The 16,304-nt window shown below is 65.5% G+C and carries 11 protein-coding genes; 1 reads left to right on the top strand and 10 read right to left on the bottom strand.

The genetic code is table 11. The features are described from left to right. Window positions 1-147 precede the first annotated feature (147 nt). From rpmA to ACFULT_RS17270, 10 genes are all read right to left on the bottom strand, one after another. Entirely contained in the window at window positions 148-411 is a 264-nt protein-coding gene (gene rpmA / locus ACFULT_RS17315) for a 50S ribosomal protein L27 (protein WP_019664722.1), read from the bottom strand. 66 nt (window positions 412-477) lie between these two features. Then, window positions 478-789, bottom strand: a complete 312-nt coding sequence (rplU, locus tag ACFULT_RS17310; protein ID WP_019664723.1) for a 50S ribosomal protein L21 — start codon at window positions 787-789, stop codon at window positions 478-480. A 226-nt stretch (window positions 790-1,015) separates the two neighbouring features. Next, the gene (locus ACFULT_RS17305) at window positions 1,016-4,924 is read right to left on the bottom strand and encodes a translation initiation factor IF-2 N-terminal domain-containing protein (protein ID WP_378482003.1); all 3,909 of its coding nucleotides are present in this window, start codon (window positions 4,922-4,924) and stop codon (window positions 1,016-1,018) included. Window positions 4,925-5,438: 514 nt separating this feature from the next. After that, complete coding sequence (gene ndk / locus ACFULT_RS17300; protein ID WP_037110352.1) at window positions 5,439-5,852, bottom strand: nucleoside-diphosphate kinase; 414 nt, start codon at window positions 5,850-5,852, stop codon at window positions 5,439-5,441. 80 nt (window positions 5,853-5,932) lie between these two features. Beyond that, the gene (locus tag ACFULT_RS17295; RefSeq protein WP_378482002.1) at window positions 5,933-6,328 is read right to left on the bottom strand and encodes a DUF4233 domain-containing protein; all 396 of its coding nucleotides are present in this window, start codon (window positions 6,326-6,328) and stop codon (window positions 5,933-5,935) included. Continuing rightward, window positions 6,325-7,755, bottom strand: a complete 1,431-nt coding sequence (locus ACFULT_RS17290; RefSeq protein WP_037110285.1) for a folylpolyglutamate synthase/dihydrofolate synthase family protein — start codon at window positions 7,753-7,755, stop codon at window positions 6,325-6,327. Before ACFULT_RS17290 ends, ACFULT_RS17295 begins: the two co-directional genes overlap by 4 nt. Beyond that, complete coding sequence (locus ACFULT_RS17285) at window positions 7,755-10,457, bottom strand: valine--tRNA ligase (protein WP_371828864.1); 2,703 nt, start codon at window positions 10,455-10,457, stop codon at window positions 7,755-7,757. Before ACFULT_RS17285 ends, ACFULT_RS17290 begins: the two co-directional genes overlap by 1 nt. A 44-nt stretch (window positions 10,458-10,501) precedes the next feature. Continuing rightward, the gene (locus tag ACFULT_RS17280) at window positions 10,502-12,529 is read right to left on the bottom strand and encodes a prolyl oligopeptidase family serine peptidase (protein ID WP_378482001.1); all 2,028 of its coding nucleotides are present in this window, start codon (window positions 12,527-12,529) and stop codon (window positions 10,502-10,504) included. 35 nt (window positions 12,530-12,564) lie between these two features. Next, window positions 12,565-13,272 carry a SigB/SigF/SigG family RNA polymerase sigma factor gene (locus ACFULT_RS17275; RefSeq protein WP_230593920.1) on the bottom strand — a complete coding sequence of 236 codons (708 nt, stop codon included), beginning with the start codon at window positions 13,270-13,272 and terminating at the stop codon, window positions 12,565-12,567. Window positions 13,273-13,346: 74 nt separating this feature from the next. Next, on the bottom strand, window positions 13,347-13,769 hold the full coding sequence (locus ACFULT_RS17270; protein WP_037110277.1) for an anti-sigma factor: 423 nt from the start codon (window positions 13,767-13,769) through the stop codon (window positions 13,347-13,349). Between the two features lie 158 nt (window positions 13,770-13,927). On the opposite strand from ACFULT_RS17270, the gene malQ reads away from it, so the two are divergent. Then, entirely contained in the window at window positions 13,928-16,300 is a 2,373-nt protein-coding gene (gene malQ / locus ACFULT_RS17265; protein ID WP_378482000.1) for a 4-alpha-glucanotransferase, read from the top strand. Window positions 16,301-16,304 lie beyond the last annotated feature (4 nt).

Here is a 16,304-nt window from a genome sequence, read left to right as displayed (position 1 = left end):
CCTCGGTCAGGTGACCGAATGTCTGTGCCCCACGAACGCGATAAGGGCGGACCGGGTGTCTTAGACCCTGGTCCGCCCTCGTCGTAGATCGTGGGGTGCGCCGTGCGGATCGCGTGCGATCCCCGGGCGCGGATGGTGCAGCGGAGACTAGGCCTCGACTGCGACCGGAACGATGTTCACGGTCTTGCGTCCACGCTTGGCGCCGAACTCGACGGCACCTGCGGACAGTGCGAACAGAGTGTCGTCGCCGCCACGGCCGACTCCGACACCGGGGTGGAAGTGCGTGCCGCGCTGACGAACCAGGATCTCGCCTGCACTGACCGTCTGGCCACCGAAACGCTTGACGCCGAGGCGCTGTGCATTCGAGTCGCGACCGTTACGGGAGCTGGATGCACCCTTCTTATGTGCCATGTTGCGTACCCTCCTCGGGTAAGAAGATCGCCGGTGCCCTGTGAGAAACCGGCTGAGAAGAACTGGTTACTTGATACCGGTGACCTTGAGGACGGTCAGCTTCTGCCTGTGTCCCTGACGCTTGTGGTATCCGGTCTTGTTCTTGAACTTGTGGATGCGGATCTTCGGGCCCTTGGTGTGCTCGACGATCTCGCCGGCGACGGAGATCTTCGCCAGCTTCTCTGCATCTGTGGTCAGGTCGGAACCGTCAACGACGAGGACCGGAGCAAGCGAGACAGCAGTGCCGGGCGCTCCCTCGATCTTCTCGACCTTGACGAGGTCACCAACAGCGACCTTGTACTGCTTTCCGCCGGTCTTGACGATCGCGTACGTTGCCATCGGAGGGCTACCCCTTGCTTCTTCGAACTTGCTCGCGCTGCCCACGGCAACACGACTGGTCTGATCTTGCTTTGTTCTTGCTTTCAAACATCCCGGCATCTATCCCGATCAATGCTCCTGCCTTCCGCGAAGGGAGCCAGGGCACAGCAGAACGGTGTCGCCGGGAGCGACTTATCAAGGTTACGGCAGACGGGCGGCCATGGTCAAACCGCCCGTCCCCTGTTCCCTATGCGTCTACGGGAGGACCCGCCGGTCGTGCAGCACTGCGGCGGCGCCGCGGCCGAGCCACCGGCAGTTCTTCCGGCACGTCCCCTGCATCCACCTGGGCGAATGCGGGAGTCGTCACTGGTTCCGGCGCAGGCTCGTCCGCAGCTTCCGTGCCGTCCGCCGTTGCCGAGATCACGAAGACAGCTCCCGCGTCCGGTCCGGTGTCGGTCGGTGCAGCAGCCTTGCGAGCCACTCGCCGTCCGCGCCTGGCCTTGACCGGAGCCTCGGACGCTGCGGGTTCGTCGGCTGCAGCCGACTCGTCGACATTAGGTTCGACGACAGCAGGTTCGACGACATTAGGTTCGACGGCAGCAGGTTCGACCACAGCAGGTTCGACGGCAGCCTGTTCAGGCGCAGCCTCTTCGGCAGCGGGACGATCCGTTGCCGCTTCGGATGACGGAGTCTCGGCATCGACGTGTGTGGGCGATTCCGCTTCGACTGCGCCTGTGTCTTCCGCTACGGCAGATGCAGTAGGCCGCGACGCCTTTCGGCGTGCACTGCGTCCACCTCGACGGGACGAGCCGGTGGGTGCCGCTTCCGTGCCGTTCGACTGGGACTCCTGCGGAGCCGCTGCATCCGACACCGCTGCACCCGACACCGCTTCATCCGACACCGCTTCATCCGACACCGCTTCATCCGACACCGATGCGTCCGACACGGCTTCATCCGACACCGTTGCGTCGTCGTTGCCCTGTACAGCGGCGACGTCCGAGGCGTCGATGACCTTGTTCTCCGTCGACGCCGATGCGTCGTGTTCCACCACGTCGGCTGGTGTGACGTCGGCGACGACTTCGTCGTGGTGCGCTGCCATTGCCAGGGCGACCGGATGGGCTCGCTTGACGGCACGCTCAGCCGTGGGTTCGGAGTGATCTGAGCCGTTGGAGTGGCCATTCCCCGTGCCGCTGCCGTTGGAACCAGCGTTGCCGTTGGCACCAGCGTTGCCGTTGGAACCGGCGTTGTCGGACTTGTCGCGTCCACGACGCTTGCGCTGCGAACCCGAGTCCCCTCGTGAGGAGCCCGAGCGTCCACCGTCGTCGGGCTTGGCCTCCACCGGGAACGGATGCACGATGATTCCGCGACCCTGGCAGTGCTCACAGGTCGTCGAGAACGCCTCGACCAGACCGGTTCCGAGCTTCTTGCGTGTCATCTGGACGAGGCCCAGCGACGTCACCTCCGACACCTGATGGCGTGTTCGGTCACGACCGAGGGCTTCGGTGAGTCGACGCAGAACGAGGTCACGGTTCTGTTCGAGCACCATGTCGATGAAGTCGACGACGATCATGCCGCCGATGTCACGCAGGCGCATCTGCCGGACGACTTCCTCGGCTGCTTCGAGGTTGTTGCGGGTGACCGTCTCTTCCAGGTTTCCGCCCGCGCCGGTGAACTTGCCGGTGTTGACGTCCACCACGGTCATCGCTTCGGTGCGATCGATCACCAGGGTGCCGCCGGACGGGAGCCACACCTTGCGATCGAGTGCCTTGGCGAGCTGCTCGTCGATTCGGTGGGCCTCGAACACGTCGGGCTGACCTGGTTCGGCGACGTGACGCTCGAGCTTGGGGAGCATGTCGGCGGCGACGGTTTCGATGTAGGTCGACGTTGTCGACCATGCCTTGTCACCTTCGATGACGAGCTTGACGAAGTCCTCGTTAAACAAGTCGCGGATGACCTTCACCAGCAGATCGGGCTCTTCGTAGAGCGTCTGCGGCTGGCTGCCCTTGCCGGACTCGGCCTTCGCCGAAGCTTCCTCGATCGATGCCCACTGCGCCTGCAGCCGCGACACGTCGCGGGCCAACTCCTCCTCGCTGACACCCTCCGCAGCCGTGCGGATGATGACGCCTGCCTCGGACGGGACGATGTCGCGGAGAATTTCCTTCAAACGCTTACGTTCGGTGTCCGGAAGCTTGCGGCTGATGCCGGTCGAACTGCCGCCGGGGACATACACGAGATAGCGACCGGCCAGCGACAGCTGCGTCGTGAGCCGGGCCCCCTTGTGCCCCACCGGGTCCTTGCTGACCTGCACCAGGACTTGATCACCCGGCTTGAGCGCCTGCTCGATCTTGCGGGAGTTGCCTCCCAGACCGGCGGCGTCCCAGTTGACCTCGCCCGCGTACAGCACACCGTTGCGACCACGGCCGATGTCGATGAACGCGGCTTCCATGCTCGGCAGCACGTTCTGAACGCGTCCGAGGTACACGTTGCCGACCATCGACGCCGACGCACTGCTGGTGACGAAGTGCTCCACGAGCACGCCGTCCTCGAGAACGGCCACCTGCGTGGTGTCGCCGTGGTCCGGGAACGACTTCTCGCGTACCACCATCACGCGGTCCACGGATTCACGACGAGCCAGGAATTCGGATTCGGTCAGGATCGGCGGACGACGACGGCCGGCGTCGCGTCCGTCGCGTCGACGCTGGCGCTTCGCTTCGAGCCTCGTCGATCCGGTGATTCCCTGAACTTCGTCCTTGTTGCGGGACTTGGTGCGCGGCTCACGCTCGTGAACGACGGTGTTGGGCGGGTCGTCCTCGGACGATGCCGTGTCCGACGACGCGTCACCGGAACTGCGGCGACGACGGCGACGACGCCTGCGGCGGCTCGAACCGTCGGCTGCATCCTGCTCGTCGTCCGAATCGTCGGAGTCGGACTCGGCCGACGCGTCGCCGCTGTCCTGTGCATCGTCGTCACCCGACTCGGCCGATACGTCGTCCCCGGACTTGGACGACGCATCGTCGCCGGACTTGGCTCCGCCACGTGACCTGCTACGCCGACGCGAGCGCCGTTCACCGGTCGGCTTCGAGTCCTCGGCGGTGTCACCCTCGGTGGATTCGTCCTCCGAATCACTGCTGCCGGTGTCACTGCTGTCGGTGTCACTGTCCGACCCCGAGGGCTCGGACGGAGCCGCGACGTCGTCGGCATCCGAGTCAGCGCCCTGATCGCCGGCACCCTGATCATCGACACCGTCCGAGCTGGAGTCGTCCGAGCTGGAGTCATCCGTGCTGCTGTCGCCGGCCTGGTCACCACGTCCACGGCCGCGACCTCGGCGTCCACGACGGCGGCGACGCGGCTGAGAGTTGTCGTCGTCGGCATATCCGTCGTCGGAACCGTCCTCCGACGAGGTGTCCACGGACGAGGTCGCATCGGACGGCGTTTCGTCGTTGCCGGTGTCTGCGGAAGCGGGCTTGCCGTCCGGCGAGTCTGTGGTCTGGGGGCGGGTGCCCTCGGACTCCTCGGTCGAGGCGTCTGCAGCTGCGGTCACTGCCTGCGTGTCCGCTGCGTTCGGGTTCGCGTCTGCTGCCGACGAGTCCGCCGCGGGGCCAGCTGCCTTCTTGCTCCGACGCCGCACACGAGGAGGTTCGGCTACGGCCTCGGGCTGGAGGAAGAGAGGTCCGGAGAAAGTCGGACGTGCCACCGGAGTCGCAGTGCCGGTTGCAGCGCTCTCGGCGGGCGCGTCAGTCGAGAACAAGGTCTGGGCGGGCTGAGGCTCTGCGACGTCCGGCTCGGCGGCCTGTTCCTCTACCGCCTCGGGAACCACAACAGCGGGCTCCACAGCAGCGGGTTCCACAGCAGCGGGTTCCACAGCAGCGGGTTCCACAGCAGCGGGTTCCACAGCAGCGGGCGCCACCGCTTCCGGTTCTGCGAACGAGGCATGGACCGTCTGGGCGACGTCGCGGCCGAGGCTCGACTGGGCGCTGCGGGCTTCGATACCGAGTTCGCCGAGCTTGGCCAGCACTTGCTTGCTGGTCACCCCGATGATCTTCGCCAGCGCGTGTACGCGCAGGCGATCCGGGAACGTCGGGGCTACCTCGGCGCCACCTTCTGCACTTCCCGTGTTCGAATTCTGTACATCTTCCGGCGGGGCTTGATCGGCCACGTATGTCTCCTCGGGCCCCCGGGCGCGTCCACCTTCGACTGCTGGGTGTGACGCGGCCACGCGAGGGCAATCCTTGTGTCCTGACGAAAGGTTTGACGTCAGTGTTGTCTTGTCACGCTCTTGGTCTCGCTCCGCGTCCGAGGCACCGCCACGATCAGTGGCCGGTGCACCGAGCACGGTGCCTGGCTGGATGGCTGTGGTGTCCTCCGGTACGAGCGCCTGATCATCAAGCGTGCCTGCGACGGCGGAGGCTTCCGCTCGGCGTCGGCAGCGATGACGGGCATCGCACGCGAAGGTGTCATCCGGTTGCTGACACGAGAACACCGATATGTCGGCGTTCGATCGTCCTGCTGGTACTGAAAAATTTCTCGAATGCTGGTGGTCGGTGAAACTGAAACTGTGAAAGCAACCTTCGCCAGTATCCCACACCGAGGGTCGCCTGCCCGCCACACCGCCGAGAATGCGTCCTCAGCGGCGTGGCGGAAGGGTGAATACGTGCTGCAACAGCGTGTGGTCAGGACAGTCCGGGGAACCAGAGTGCGATCTCGCGCTCGGCGGATTCCACCGAGTCGGAGCCGTGCACGAGGTTCTGCTGGCCGTCGAGGGCCAGGTCCGCGCGGATTGTGCCGGGAACGGCCTTGGCGACCGGGTCGGTTCCTCCGGCGATCTGGCGGAACGCCGCGATCGCGCGCGGTCCTTCGAGGACGGCGGCAACCACGGGTCCCGAGGTGATGAATTCGAGCAGGTCGGGGAAGAACGGCTTGCCTTCGTGCTCGGCATAGTGGGCGCTGGCCAGCGCGGTCGGAACGGTCTTGAGCTCGAGGGCTGCGATGCTCAATCCCTTCTTCTCGACGCGGCCGAGTATCTCTCCCACGTATCGGCGGGCTACTCCGTCGGGCTTGATCAGTACAAGGGTGCGCTCAGTCACGATCACAGACAGTAGTGGACAGCGCTCGCGCCCTCATCCCTGGCGTCGACCTTCAGCGTCGTCTTCCCGCCGACGGGCCGTCAGTCCCGTTGGCCGTACAGCATTCCGCGTTCGATTCTGCGCGTGATGTCTCGGCGCAGATAGAGCAGGTAGGCCCACACTGCTGCGAAAATCAGCCCGACAATGCCGATCGACAGGTGGATGAACACTCCGAGGATGACGAGAACCTGCAGAGCGAGGTTGATCTGCATCCCCTGCGGGCGACGCTGCATCCCGCTCGCGAGAATCATCAGGACGGCGAGTCCGACGATGTAGAGCGTCGAGAACCACGTGAGCCCGCCTCCGACCGTCGCGACCACCGGCAGTGCCAGCAGGATCACGATCATTTCGAGGATCAGGGTTCCCGCGCAGACTCCCCGGAAGCCCTTCCACGGATCGTTGGTGGGCGGTTTGAATCCACCGGTCGCCTCGGTCATACCGGTTCCTTTCCGAACAGGGTTCTGGCGGCACCTGCGGTCACGACCGAACCGGTGACGACGACGCCCGCCCCGGACACTGCCTCCCCTGGGTCGGCGACCTCTTCGGCCAGGCCGATGGCGGTTTCCAACGCGTCGGCCAGGGTCGGCGACACCACCACACGTTCGTCACCGAATTTGGCGACGGCGATGTTGGCGAGTTCTTCCACGTCCATTGCGCGAGGAGAACCGTTGTGGGTGACGACGATCTCGTCGAACACGGGCTCGAGAGCCGTCAACATCGCATCGACGTCCTTGTCGCCCATGACGCTGACGACACCCACCAGCTTGCGGAAGTCGAACTCGTCCGCCAGCGTGGCGGCGAGTGCGCGCACACCGTGCGGATTGTGCGCTGCGTCGAGGAAGACCGTCGGTGCGTTGCGCACCCGCTCGAGCCGTCCGGGGTTCACGATGGAACCGAAGGCCGCGCGGACGATCTCGACATCGAGCTGCCTGTCCGCGCCTGCCCCGAAGAACGCTTCCACTGCGGCCAGGGCGAGGGATGCGTTGTGCGCTTGGTGTTCGCCGTGCAGGGGAAGAAAGACGTCGGTGTAGACGCCTCCGAGGCCTTGCAGTTCGAGCTGTTGACCGCCGACGGCGATCCGGCGGGCGAGTACACGGAACTCCGACCCTTGACGGGCCACGGCTGCATCCGCCTCGACTGCAGCGCGCAGGACGACGTCGAGAGCCTCCGGCTTCTGTTCGGCGACGACCACGACCGTGTCCCTCGGCACCAACCGTTCCGGTGCCTTCTTGATGATGCCGGCCTTCTCCCCCGCGATTCCCGCGAGGTCGGAGCCGAGAAACTCGGTGTGGTCCAAGTCGATCGGGGTGATGACGGCGACTTCACCGTCGACGACGTTGGTCGCATCCCACCGGCCGCCCAGTCCGACTTCCACGACGGCGACCTCGACGGGTGCCTCCGCGAATGCGGCGAACGCCATCGCGGTGGTCACCTCGAACTTGCTCATCCTCGGACCACCGGCAGCCTGCGACTGCGCGTCGATCATCTCCACGAAAGGTGCGATCTCGTTGTAGGTGTCGACGTAGAGACGCGGCGAGATCGGTGCGCCGTCGATACTGATACGTTCCGTGGCCACCTGCAGGTGAGGGCTCGTCGTCCGACCGGTGCGCCGATGGAAGTGCGTCAGCAATGCGTCGATCATCCGGGTGACCGACGTCTTCCCGTTCGTCCCCGCGACGTGGATGGACGGGTACGCCTTCTGCGGCGAGCCCAGAAGGTCCATCAGCGCCGCGATCCTCGCGGTGCTCGGCTCGATCTTCGTCTCGGGCCAGCGCTTGTCGAGCTCGGCCTCGACGAGAGCCAACTCGGCGAGATCGACTGGCCCTGGGTCGCCCTGGCTCGCGGGCTGATCGAATTCGGTCACTACTCACCCGTCGTTTCGAGTCGCGCCGAGATGCGCGCGATCTCTTCGGTGGCGATCTGCTGCCGGGTACGGATCTTGTCGACGACGGCATCCGGCGCCTTGGCGAGGAACGCCTCGTTGCCCAGTTTCGCGGTGGTCTGGGCGAGTTCCTTCTCCGCGGCTGCGAGATCCTTGACCAAACGCGCCCGTTCGGCGACCAGGTCGACCGTTCCCGACGTGTCGAGCTCCACGGTGACCGTCGCCTGCGAAAGCCGGACCTCGACGGAGGCGGTCGCGCTGAAGCTCTCGTCCGGTTCGGTCAGCTTGGCCAACGACCGGGTCGCGGCCACCTGGTCGGTGATGTCGGCGTCCTCGACGCCGACGATCCTTGCCGCGACCTTCTGCGACGGCTTCAGTCCCTGGTCGCTCCGGAACCGGCGAACCTCGGTGATCAGCTTCTGCATGTCCGAGACACGCCGTGCGGCAACCGGATCGACGTCCACTCCGCTGTCGGTCGGCCACGATGCGATCACGACGGACTCGCCGCCGGTGAGCACCTTCCACAACGTCTCCGTCACGAAGGGCACGACCGGATGGAGCAGGCGCAGCACGGCGTCGAGCACGTTGCCGAGCACGCCTCGCGTCGACTCCGCATGCGCGGTGTCCGCGAACTGCACCTTCGCGATCTCGAGGTACCAGTCGCAGACCTCGTCCCACGCGAAGTGGTACAGCGCCTCGCATGCCTTGCTGAACTCGTACCGCTCGAACGCGGCGTCGACCTCGCCGCGGACCTGCTCGAGCCGATCGAGAATCCAACGGTCTGCGTCGGTGAGGTCGGTACGAGCCGGCAACTCGGCGGGCGCAGCACCGTTCATCAGTGCAAATTTCGTCGCGTTGAAGAGCTTGTTGGCGAAGTTGCGCGAGGACTGCGCATGGTCCTCGCCCACCGACAGGTCGGCCCCGGGATTGGCGCCTCGTGCAAGCGTGAAGCGCAGTGCATCCGCACCGAAGCGGTCCACCCAGTCCAGCGGGTCGATTCCGTTGCCGCGGGACTTGGACATCTTCTTGCCGAACTGGTCCCGGACGAGACCGTGCAGGAAGACGTCCTTGAACGGAACGTTGCCCGGCTCTGCGCCTGCATTCACCGACGCGTCGCCGGAGACGTAGGTGCCGAACATCATCATGCGAGCGACCCAGAAGAACAGAATGTCGTAGCCGGTGACCAGCACGCTCGTCGGATAGAACTTGGCCAGGTCGGCGGTCTCGTCCGGCCATCCCATCGTCGAGAACGGCCAGAGGCCGGACGAGAACCAGGTGTCGAGAACGTCCGGGTCCTGCACCCAGCCTTCGGGGGCGGTCTCACCCGGGCCCAGGCACACGGTCTCGCCGTCGGGGCCGTACCAGATCGGGATGCGATGACCCCACCACAGTTGACGGGAGATGCACCAGTCGTGCATGTTGTCGACCCAGGCGAACCAGCGCGGTTCCTGGCTTGCGGGGTGAATGACCGTGTCGCCGTTGCGGACTGCGTCGCCTGCCGCTTTCGCCAAGCCGTCGACCTTGACCCACCACTGCAGGGACAGGCGCGGTTCGATGGATTCACCACTGCGTTCGGAGTGTCCGACACTGTGGAGGTAGGGCCGCTTCTCGGCGACGACTCGTCCCTGCTCGGCCAATGCCTCGCGCACCTTCACCCGGGCTTCGAACCGGTCGAGACCGTCGAATTGCGTACCGGTGTCGGCGATTCGGCCGGTCTTGTCCATGATGGTCGGCATCGGCAGGTTGTGCCTCAGCCCCATCTCGAAGTCGTTGGGATCGTGTGCGGGCGTGATCTTGACCGCGCCGGTACCGAATTCGGGATCGACGTAGTCGTCGGCGATGATCGGGATGTCCCGGCCGCTGAACGGGTGCGGCAGCGTCGTGCCGACGAGGTGCTTGTACCGCTCGTCCTCCGGGTGGACGGCCACCGCGGTGTCGCCCAGCATCGTCTCGACACGAGTGGTCGCCACGATCACGTGCGGTTCGTCGTCGTTCAGCGAGCCGTACCGCAGCGACACGAGTTCACCCTCGACGTCCTCGAACTTGACCTCGATGTCGGAGATCGCCGTCTGCAGCACCGGAGACCAGTTGACGAGACGTTCTGCCCGGTAGATCAAGCCGTCGTCGTACATGCGCTTGAAGATGGTCTGCACGGCCTCGGACAGGCCGTCGTCCATCGTGAATCGTTCGCGGTTCCAGTCGACACCGTCGCCGATGCGCCGCATCTGGCCGAGGATGGTTCCGCCTGATTCGCGCTTCCAGTCCCAGACCTTGTCGACGAACAGTTCGCGACCGAACTCTTCCTTGGTCTTGCCGTCGGCCGCGAGTTGCTTCTCGACGATGGTCTGCGTGGCGATACCGGCGTGGTCCATGCCCGGCAGCCACAGCACCTCGTAGCCGAGCATCCGCTTGCGACGACTGAGCGCGTCCATCAACGTGTGATCGAGCGCGTGGCCCATGTGCAGGCTGCCGGTCACGTTCGGTGGCGGCAGAACGATCGAGTAGGCAGGCTTGTCGGTGCTCGGGTCGGCCTCGAAGTACCCCGCGTCGACCCACCCCTGATACAGCTCGGCCTCGACCTCACCCGGGTTCCAACTCTTGGGCAACGCCTCGCTCGGGTTGCTCCGCGGGCTGTCGTCTTGCCCCGCTGCGTTGTCTGGGGTCTCAGGCACTGAACTGGTCACCCGACGATTCTAGTGGTCGCGCCGGGGCGCTCCCACGCGCCCTTTCACCCCAACGTCTCGGGAAGCTCGATTCGCTCACCCAGCACGTGGTCCGCCAGGAACGCCGTGACCACCTCGTACCAGATCTTGGCGTGCTGGGGCGTGAGAACCCAGTGGTTCTCGGACGGGAAGTACAGCAGACGGTGATCGGTCCTGCCTTCGTCGTCGGCGGGCAGTCCGGACTCGCTGAGCAGTTCGTACCACAGGCGCAGCCCTTCACCGACGGGCACTCGATAGTCCTTGTCCCCGTGGATCACGAGCATCGGTGTGGAGATGTCCGCGACGAACAGGTGCGGCGAGTTCTCGACGGCCATCTCCGGGGACATCTCGCGCTGCCAGTAGTACGCGACGTCGGTGGTGGGACCGAACTGGTCGAGCGCCCACAGGCTCGCATGGGTCACGATGGCGTCGAACCTGTCGGTGTGACCGGCGATCCAGTTGGCCATGTATCCGCCGAAGGAGCCGCCCATCGCAGCGGTTCTGGTCTCGTCGATATCGGGGCGCGAGGTGGCTGCGTCCGTGATCGCCATGAGGTCGGTGAAGGGCTCCTTGCCCCATCGTCCCCAGCCTCGTTGCACGAACTCGTGGCCGTAGCCCGTCGACAGAGCCGGATCCGGAAGCAGGACCGCGTATCCCCGAGCGACGAGCAGCCACGGGTTCCACCGCCACGACCATGTGTTCCACGATCCGAGGGGTCCTCCGTGCACCCACAGCAGGAGTGGGGCCTTCTCGGTGTCGGACACGCCGTGCGGAAGTGCAACGTAACCACGGACCCGGTGGCCGTCGTCCGCGGTGGTCTCGATCTCGGTCAGAGTCCCGGGCAGGTCCGGCGCGTCCAGTCCCGTGCGCAGGCGGGTGATCTCGCCCGTCGCGACGTCGACGCGCACCGGATGCGGTGGTTCGAGATACGACGCCTCCAACGCGAACGCGACGCCGTTTGCGGCGGCATGGACGTGGGTGTAAGCGGAATCGGTGTCGGTCACCCGGCGCACTGCGCCACCCGACACCAGGAAGATCGGCGCTCGTCCGTTCTCGTCGGCGACGACGAGAAGGCCGCCACCGTCGGCGAGCCACACGGGTTCCGAGGGCCACAGGTCCCACCCGGGTGCGGATTCGGTCACGGTTCCGTCGGCGAAGGCGTACTCGTGCAACGACACTCGAGGCGCGTCCTCGGGGGTCGACAGAGACTCGCGCACGAACGCGACCCTCGTACCGTCCGGGGAGACAGCTGGCGACGACAGGTCGGCGTCACTGTCGTCGACGATGATTCGCCGCTCCCCCGTGTCGAGGTCGATACGGATCAGGACGGTGCGCGACGTCGCGAGGGCCCCGGCGATCGTCCACGTCGACACCAGAAATGTTCCGTCGGAACTGATGTCGTAGGACGCTTCCTGCAGCGCCCCGGCCGCCGCGTCGGTGAGTCGACGCACTGACGAGCCGTCCTCGGAGGCGAACAGGTGCGGCGTTGCCGGGCCCAGGTCGTGGTCCCAGTACCGCACCGGGTAACCGGAGTGCAGGACAGCGTCGATCTTGCCGTCCTTGCGCAACAACCGGATTCGATCGTCGTCGGCGTCGGTTCGAGCCGACGGGTGTACGCCGGAGACCGCCACGAACGCCGGTGCGGCCGTCGCCGTGACGACGCCGGAGAAACCGGCGCCGCGGGCAGCGACGACGTGCGCTTCACCTCCGCCGGAAGGCAGGGACCATATCGCCGACGATTCGTCGTCCTTCGACGCCCGACGAGTGAACAGGAGATCACCCGAGGCGGTGAACGCCGGTCCGCTCGCGCCGTCGTCGTTCCAGGTGAGGCGCCACGCGTCGGACTCGCCGGTCGCGTCGACCTCCCAGAGGGCACCGACGTACTTCGCCCCGGCGGAGTCGGGCCGCGAGACCGTGACCACGACGCGACGACCGTCGCGTGCGACGGCGAGATCGGTGACCCGTGGTTCGGTGACGTACCGATCCAGGTCGTCGAAGATTCCGGTCGGTCGCTGTGACACGGGCGCTCTCCTCGGTGATCGAAGTCCAGGCATGCCCGGCCGATGTTACGGACCGGGCATGCGTGAGATCACCTCGGTCCGAGCTCTTCCCTCAGCTGAGTGAGAGTCCGGGCCAGGATGCGTGAGACATGCATCTGCGAGATGCCCATCCGCTCGGCGATCTGCGTCTGCGTCATGGACCCGAAGAACCGCAGGATCACGATCTGCCGCTCACGCTCCGGCAGTTTCTCCAGCGCGGGCCGGACAGTCAGGTAACTTTCCATCTTCTCGAGCTCTGGATCGTTGGAGCCCAACGTGTCCATCAACGGAAGGCGGTCGTCGCTGACGACGGAGTCGACGGAGACGGTCTGATAGGCACTGCGCGCAAGCAGGGCCTGCGTCGCTTCCTTGACGTCGATGTCCAGTTCCGCGGCGATTTCACTCGCGGTCGGGGCTCGCCCCAGCTTCTGCGACAGCGTGCCGACGGCGCCGGAGATCATCGAGTTGAGTTCCTTCATGCGCCGTGGCACACGAACCGACCATCCCGCGTCGCGGAAATAGCGTCGAGCCTCACCCATGATCGTGGGGACGGCGAAGGAGACGAAGTCGGATCCGCGTTCGATGTCGAATCTGTCGACGGCATTGACCAAGCCCAGTCTGGCGACTTGGAGCAGATCCTCGTGCGCTTCGCCTCGACCTCCGAAACGCCGGGCTATGTGCTCGGCGAGCGGAAGGCAGCGAGTGATGATGCGGTCGCGGAGCACTTGCTTCTGAGGAGAGTCCTCCATCGCTTGCATCTGCTGGATGAGAGGTACGACTTCGCTGTAGTCGTCCGACTGACGCCGCGTAGATTTTTCGTACGGCACGGGCACTAGGAGCTACTCCTCCGCTTGACCACGTCGACTACCACCGACGAGCCACCCTCGACCGAGGACGCAGCAAGCGAGATCGAGTCGGTGAGAGTCTGAAGTACGTGCCAGCCGAAGCTGTCTCCTCGCGGGATGCGGTCGGAGTCCACCACCGAGGTCGTGGAGATTCGGATGCCGCTGTCGCTGACGAGAAACGAACACGACAGTTCCGCGCCCGGCAGCGCCCCGGAGATCAGCTCCGAACACACCTCGTCGACGACGAGCTTGATGTCGGCGATGTCGTCGAGTGTGAAGTCACCCAGTACCGCAAGTGTTTCGGCTACCGCGCGCACCACCGGAAGCTGATCGGCGTCAGCGACCACCCTCAGCTCGACCGGTGCGCCGGAATTTCGTTCCAGCTCTTCGATCTTGCCGACGCCAGTCATTCGCGCTCCCTATCCATCGTTTCGCAACAATCGCTGTCGTTTCCCTCGGGCTGAACATAGAGGCCACACAGCTCGAGTGCGCGCCGCGACCAGAGTACCCGGGGCCGTCTCGTTCAATCCTGCGAGATCCCGCAGTGAACGTGCAGTGCGTTTCGAACATGACGACGGCCGTGGATGCTGGCACGATCGAGAACGTGACCTACACAGCGCTGCTGCGCGACCTTGCCCGTGAGTGTGGAGTGTCGACCGCCTACCGAGGCTGGGACCGTGGAGAGCACGAGGTATCCGAGGACACACTTCGCAGAATCCTCGCTGCGCGCGGGATCTCGGCGTCCGACGAGGCGGAGGTCCGACAGGCGATGGCCGACGTCGACGAGTTGCCGTGGCGTCGCATGCTTCCTCCTGTCGTCGTCACCGTGGAAGGCGACGGCGACGTGACGATCGCCGTACACGTTCCACACGGTGATCCGGTGGACGTGCACCTCGAGACGGAGTTCGGAGAGCGCAGATCGCTCGACCAGCTCCAGGTGTGGGTGGAGCCCCGCGAGATCGACGGATCACTCGTCGGGCGAGCGACCTTCGAGATACCCGCCGACCTCCCACTCGGCTGGCACACCGTGGTGGCGGTCAGCGCGGCGGACGGCCGCGACCCGCGGACTGCCAGCTGCGTGGTCGTGACGACACCGCGTCGGCTGTCGCCCAACGACGCCCTTCTCGGCCGAGGCGGGAGTGGAGCCGGCGGGAACGACCCAAAAAGCGGGAGTGGAGCCGGCAGGAACGACCCAGAAACCGGGAGTGGAGCCGGCAGGAACGACCCAAAAAGCGCGAGTGGAGCCGGCAGGAACGACCCAGAAACCGCGAGTGGAGCCGGCAGGAACGACCCAGAAACCGCGAGTGGAGCCGGCAGGAACGATGCTGGGTTCACGCAGCGGCTCGGATCGATGACGCAGTTGTACTCGCTCCGATCCGATCGATCCTGGGGTGTCGGGGACTACGGCGATCTCGCCGACCTCGCGTCCATCACCGGCCGCTACCACGATTTCGATTACGTCCTGGTCAATCCGCTGCACGCGCAGAGACCGGTTCCCCCTGTCGAGGCGTCGCCCTATCTCCCCACTACTCGACGCTTCTTCGATCCGATGTACATCCGAATCGAGGACATTCCGGAGACTGCGTACCTACCTAAGGATCAGTACGCGAAGGTCAGGGAGGCCGCTCGGTCGTTCGCGAGGGCCAACAAGCGAACGGGCCGCATCGATCGCGACCCGTCGTTTCGGGCCAAACTGAAATCGGCCAAGAGAATCTTCGCGGTTCCTCGATCCGCGGCCCGGCAGGCCGAGTTCGACGCGTTCTGCGAGCGCGAAGGAAGCGGCCTCGACGACTTCGCCCTCTGGTGCGCGCTCGCGGAGAAGTACGGCCCCGAGCACGCTGTGTGGACGGACAAGGCTGCGCATCCGGGAACCTCGTTCTCGTCGGAGTTTCGCACGACTGCCGCCGAGAAGATCCTGTTCCACAAGTGGCTTCAGTGGATCTGCGATCAGCAGCTGGCACGCGCGCAGCGCACCGCGACGGCCGCGGGAATGGACATCGGGATCATGCACGACCTGGCTGTCGGCGTGCACCGTCAAGGGGCGGATGCCTGGACCTTGGGATCAGCCTTGACCACGGGAGTGACCGTCGGCGCACCGCCGGACAACTTCAATCAGCAGGGACAGAACTGGAACCAACCACCGTGGAATCCCGACGAGCTCGAAGAGCGGGCGTACGGACCGTATCGGGACATGCTGCGGACGGTGCTCCGGCACGCGGGCGGTATTCGAGTGGACCACATCCTCGGCCTGTTCCGACTGTGGTGGATCCCGGAGGAGTCGTCCAGCGCCGCGGACGGGGCGTACGTCGAGTACGACCACGAAGCGTTGATCGGAATCCTCGTGCTCGAAGCCGAGCGGGCCGGGGCCGTCGTCGTCGGCGAAGATCTCGGGGTGTTCGAGCCGCGAGTGCAGGAGTATCTGGGCAGCCGAGGACTCTTCGGCACCTCGATCCTGTGGTTCGAGAACGACGGTGAGGCCCCCATCCCGCCCGAGGAATACCGCGAACTCTGCCTGACGACGGTGACCACGCACGACCTGCCGCCGACGGTGGGATACCTACGCGGCGAACATATTGCACTCCGCTCGCGTCTCGGGTTGCTCGAACGCGAGCTGGACGCCGAGATCGAACAGGACGCCGCCGGGAGGGAAGCGGTACTCGATCTCGCGCGGACCCGAGGACTTCTTGCCACGGATGCGTCGGAGAAGGAGACGGTGGAAGCCCTCTACCGGCTGATTCGCCGCAGTCCGTCGACCCTGCTCGGAATAGCGCTCGTGGATCTCGTGGGCGAGAATCGGATTCAGAATCAACCCGGCACCGACGAAACGCAGTACCGGAATTGGCGTATCCCTCTCGCCGATCACAGGGGCAAGGCGGTCTGGGTGGACGATCTGGTCGACCACCCCAGGCTGGTGTCACTGGTTCAGGCGCTTCGCGAGTGAGGCG

It is taken from the genome of Rhodococcus sp. NPDC057297 (assembly GCF_042667435.1).
Classification (GTDB): Bacteria; Actinomycetota; Actinomycetes; order Mycobacteriales; family Mycobacteriaceae; genus Rhodococcoides.
The sequence above is the reverse complement of the archived record's forward strand: the minus strand, read 5'-3'. Positions and strand labels throughout refer to the sequence as shown.

Bases quoted from the DNA above. Each gene is read 5' to 3' on its own strand.
- rpmA (WP_019664722.1), bottom strand. From the start codon at position 411: ATGGCACATAAGAAGGGTGCATCCAGCTCCCGTAACGGTCGCGACTCG.
- rplU (WP_019664723.1), bottom strand. From the start codon at position 789: ATGGCAACGTACGCGATCGTCAAGACCGGCGGAAAGCAGTACAAGGTC.
- ACFULT_RS17295 (WP_378482002.1), bottom strand. From the start codon at position 6,328: ATGACCGAGGCGACCGGTGGATTCAAACCGCCCACCAACGATCCGTGG.
- ACFULT_RS17280 (WP_378482001.1), bottom strand. From the start codon at position 12,529: ATGCCTGGACTTCGATCACCGAGGAGAGCGCCCGTGTCACAGCGACCG.
- ACFULT_RS17275 (WP_230593920.1), bottom strand. From the start codon at position 13,272: ATGCAAGCGATGGAGGACTCTCCTCAGAAGCAAGTGCTCCGCGACCGC.
- ACFULT_RS17270 (WP_037110277.1), bottom strand. From the start codon at position 13,769: ATGACTGGCGTCGGCAAGATCGAAGAGCTGGAACGAAATTCCGGCGCA.
- malQ (WP_378482000.1), top strand. From the start codon at position 13,928: ATGACGACGGCCGTGGATGCTGGCACGATCGAGAACGTGACCTACACA.